This is a genomic window from Pedobacter sp., assembly GCF_035566355.1.
Lineage (GTDB): Bacteria > Bacteroidota > Bacteroidia > Sphingobacteriales > Sphingobacteriaceae > Pedobacter.
Genome location: NZ_DATMRL010000109.1, coordinates 1 through 4,820, shown reverse-complemented (window position 1 = coordinate 4,820; position 4,820 = coordinate 1). Strand labels below are relative to the sequence as shown.

Annotated in this window: 2 protein-coding genes and 1 pseudogene; 2 read left to right on the top strand and 1 reads right to left on the bottom strand. The window is 42.7% G+C overall.

The annotated features are described in order from the left end of the window. A pseudogene (locus tag VNZ46_RS04190) lies at nucleotides 1-283 on the bottom strand (DNA alkylation repair protein); the annotation flags it as partial. Between the two features lie 154 nt (nucleotides 284-437). On the opposite strand from VNZ46_RS04190, the gene VNZ46_RS04185 reads away from it, so the two are divergent. Both VNZ46_RS04185 and VNZ46_RS04180 read left to right on the top strand, forming a co-directional pair. Continuing rightward, entirely contained in the window at nucleotides 438-2,297 is a 1,860-nt protein-coding gene (locus VNZ46_RS04185; protein WP_325558857.1) for a CocE/NonD family hydrolase, read from the top strand. A 94-nt stretch (nucleotides 2,298-2,391) separates the two neighbouring features. Further along, nucleotides 2,392-4,820, top strand: a 2,429-nt coding sequence (locus VNZ46_RS04180; protein ID WP_325558856.1) for a glycoside hydrolase domain-containing protein, incomplete at its 3' end; no start/stop codon positions are given.

Here is a 4,820-nt window from a genome sequence, read left to right as displayed (position 1 = left end):
GTAGAAATATAAAGACAAGGTCGCCTGCGATACCGTCTTTTTTAAATTGTCCAACCAGTTGGGTAAGATAATGTGCTGCTCTTGGAAAATCTGTGGAAGGCAGAAATTCATGGATCGCATGGGTGGTATGGCGCATACGTTGTTTTAACTCCATATGCTGAAAGTCATCGGTGTAGATGTGCTTTAAGAATAATTGAGGGTCAAATTCTGGTAGTATCCTGGAAAGGCTGTTGCTGAGCTGATTATAGAAAACGGGGCAGTAGAGATCTTTCAGTAAAGCCATGATATCCGGGTTTATATTTTTGTAATGATCAGATGGCCGTAAAGTTACAGCAAGGAAGGCTGAAGAAGACAAGCAGAAAAGTCAGATTATTGACATAAAGAGGAGCAGAAGAGCTCGTGAAGAATAATTATATTCGCTTATTAAATTCTACCTGATGAAATCAATCTTTTTTGTCCTGCTCTGTGTCTTTGGCTTGAAGTCTTTTGCACAGAATGCACCTTCGGATGCTGCTTATATTAAAGCGAATTATCTTAAATATGAATATCAGATTCCGATGAGGGACGGTAAGAAGTTGTTTACCTCAGTTTATGTCCCTAAAAACCAGTCTGTAGCTTATCCTTTTATGATGGACAGGACTTGTTATAGTGTTGGTCCATATGGTCCGGATCAGTATAAGGCGGGTCTTGGACCTTCCCCGCTGTTTTTACATGATGGTTATATTTTTGTTTATCAGGATGTTCGCGGACGCTGGATGAGTGAAGGGCTTTATGAGGAGATGACACCTGAACTGGAAGAACATAAAACAAACAAAGATGTAGATGAAGGTACCGATACCTATGATACCATTGACTGGTTGCTCAAAAATATTCCCAATAATAATGGAAAGGTTGGTGTATGGGGTATTTCCTATCCGGGCTTTTATACCACAACGGCGCTGTTGAGTCGCCATCCGGCACTGGCAGCTGCTTCTCCTCAGGCGCCTATTGCCAATCTTTACCGGGACGATGCCTTTCATAATGGTGCATTTATGCTGGTGGCTAACTTTGGTTTTTACCCTTATTTTACCAACCGTCAGGACGATAAACCTACGCAGCGAAGTGGAAAGGGATTCGATCCGGGAACAAATGACGGCTATGATTTCTTCCTGAAAATGGGGGCTATGCGCAATTCAAACCTGAAGTATTACCAGGATACGATAAGACTTTGGAATGAAATGATGGATCATCCGAACTATGATCAGCACTGGGAAGACCGGAATGTTTTGCAGCATTTGCATGATATTAAGACGCCAACATTAGTGACTGGAGGATGGTATGATGCGGAAGATCTGTACGGGGCCATTCATACTTATAAAGTTCTTCAGAAAAGAAATCCCAATACGCCTGTTTATTTTGCTATGGGACCCTGGGTCCATGGTGGATGGGCGAGAGGAGATGGCGACCATCTGGGTGATGTTGATTTTGGTGCGGCGACAGGGCCATTTTACCGGGAGAAAATTGAGTTTGCCTTCTTTAGTCATTATTTGAAAGGTACGCCATTGGATCTTCCGAAAGTATCTGTTTTTCAAACCGGTGAAAATCAATGGAAAAATTATAATACCTGGCCACCTGAGTCTGTAATTGAAAAGAACTTATATTTCCTGCCAGGCGGTAAATTGTCTTTTACGGCGCCTTCGGGAAAGGAAGATAGTTTTAATGAATTTGTTTCGGATCCCAATAAACCTGTTCCGTTTGTTAACCGTAAGACGATGGATATGGACCGGGAATATATGACAGCAGACCAGCGTTTTACTTCGGTTATGCCGGATGTGCTGACTTATCAGACCGATGTTTTAACGGATGACCTGACCGTTTCGGGCGATATCTGGGCGCACCTGCAAGTTTCTACGACAGGTACGGATGCAGACTGGGTGGTTAAAGTAATCGATGTTTATCCGGATTCTGCTCAAAATAACAAATGGACGGCTAAAGATGTGCTGATGGCCGGGTATCAGCAAATGGTACGAAGTGAGGCCATGCGGGGTAAATTCAGAAGAGGTTTTGATCGTCCCCGGGCATTTACCCCCGGAAAGGTGAGCAAGGTGAGTTTTGAGCTGCAGGATGTGTTACACACATTTAAAAAGGGACACAGGATCATGGTTCAGCTTCAAAGTACCTGGTTCCCTTTGATTGACCGGAATACACAGCAGTTCCAGGACATTATGAAAGCGCAGGATAGTGATTTTAAAGCAGAGACACATAAAGTTTTTACTTCATCTGCTCATCCAAGTTACCTGAAAGTAAAAGTGCTTTAAACCTGTTGTTATTGTAACAAATCAAATGAATGCAGCAACAAGGTCTGAGATTGTTCTAAAACATTCTTACTTTTAAAGGAAGAATATAATCCAAATGAAATTAACTTTTTTAACTGTATGTATGCTGTTGACCGGTGCCGGACTTCAGGCACAAACTTTGAAATATACCAGCTCTAATGATGGCTGGAATGCGGATTCCCTGGGTAATCACCGGGTGTTGGTGCACTATAATGGTCAGCCGGGCATTGCACATGTAAAAGTGGACTGGAGAAGGAGAGACCAGAATCCTCAGCAGAAAGCAATCTTTGTAACCGATGCCGCCGGTCTTAGAATTCCGAATGTACTGGTGAGAAACGTAACCCGTGAACATGGTGAAATATGGTTTGAGGCCGCTAAAGGATCTGGCGACTATTTTATCTACTATATGCCTTATAAAAATGAAGGGCGGGATAATTATCCTAAAGGAGTATATCTGAAACCGGTAAAGGCGACAGATGAGGCCTGGTTATCAAAGGCAGCTTCAGTACCTCTGAATGCAAAGGCCCTGGAGATCCAGTCTGTCAATGCTTTCAACAGTTTTTTTCCTATGGAAGTAATTGCCACTTCACAGGAAACGGAAGTTTTAAAGAAACAAAACAGGGATAAAGCATTTGTGGTGTTTCCGGAAGACCGGATGTTCCCTGTTAAGATGGAAAATGATTTGCCTCTTCGCTGGATAGAAAAGAAAAACAGGAATTCTTTTATCGGTGTGGCGGATAAGGGGGAAAATTACGCGCTGCAACTGGGTGTGTATGCACTGAAAGACTTAAAAAATATACAGGTCCGTTTTGCTGATTTGAAAAGTGCCGCAGGTCAGTCTATTGCTGCAGGTTTGATGAGCTGTATCAATACAAAAGGAACGACCTATGATGCGAAGCCCTTGTTGAAAAATGTAGACCTTTCTACCGGAAAGATTCAGTCGATGTGGTGTACGGTTAATATTCCGCAGGGCCAGGCTGCTGGCATTTATAAAGGGATCTTCACAGTGACAGCGGAGGGACAAAAGCCTCAGGCGGTACAGGTGCAGATCACGGTTACCGCTCGGGAAAGTAAAGATCACGGTGTAAATGAACCGAATAAACAAACCCGGTTGACCTGGCTAAATTCGACGATGGCTCAGAGCAATACTGTAGTTGCGCCTTATACTCCGCTTACAGTTCAAGGGAATATCATTTCCTTACTGGGCAGAAAACTGGTTGTCAATGAAGATGGGTTTCCTAAACAGATCCAAACCTTTTTCAACAGTGAGATGACGGGTTATTCGGAGGCTGCGCATAATATTCTTGCAGAGCCTATCCACTTTCATTTTCATACGGATGATAAAAAGGAAGAGAAGTTCAAGGCATCAGATTTTAAGTTCGTCAGCAAAGAAGCTGGAACTGTAAAGTGGACGGCAGTTAATACTTCTGAAAATGTGCAAATGAATATAGAGGGTAGTCTGGAATTTGATGGATATGTACATTATATTGTTAAAGTAACTGCGCTTAGAGACATAGATTTCAGCAATGTGAATTTTCATATTCCTTTTGATAAGGGCGCTGCAAAGTATTTAATGGGCCTGGGAGAAAAGGGCGGGCTGAGGCCGGATACGGTGAAATGGAAATGGGATGTGGCGCATAAAAATCAGGATGCGGCCTGGATAGGGGCCGTAAATGCGGGTTTATATTATAACCTGCGGGATGAGAAATACAGCCGTCCGCTGAATACCAATTTCTATTTACAGAAGCCTTTGTTGTTGCCCGCCTCGTGGGGAAATGAAAATAAGGGCGGTATACAAATCAATCTGAAGGGTAAATCGGTGTTGTCTGACAATTATACCGGAAGCAGGTCTATGAAAAAGGGAGAGTCTCTGTATTATAATTTCAACCTGTTGATTACTCCTTTCCATTTGATCAATACTGATTTTCAGTGGGACAACCGTTTTTATCATAAATACAATGACCTCAGCACCATCAGGGAGACCGGTGCTACGGTGGTGAATATCCATCACGCTACGCCGATCAATCCCTGGATCAATTATCCTTTTATAGAGTCTAAAAAGATGAAAACCTATATCGATGAGGCGCATTCAAAGGGATTAAAAGTTAAAATTTATAATACAGTGCGTGAGCTTTCGAACCATGCTTACGAATTGCCTGCTTTGAGAAGTTTAGGTACCGAAGTCTATTCTCCGGGGCCAGGCGGAGGCTTTAGCTGGTTGCAGGAGCACCTGGACAGCAATTATATCGCAGCCTGGTTTGTGCCTGAAATTAAAGATGCCGCGATTATCAACAGTGGGATGAACCGCTGGCATAACTATTATGTGGAGGGAATGAACTGGTTGGTGAACAATGTAGGTATTGATGGGATTTACCTGGACGATGTGGCTTTTGACCGGATTACGATGAAAAGGATCAAAAGGGTATTAACCGCAAATGGACATCCTGGCATTATTGATTTACACTCTGCAAATCAGTATAATAAAAGTGATGGATTTAATAACAG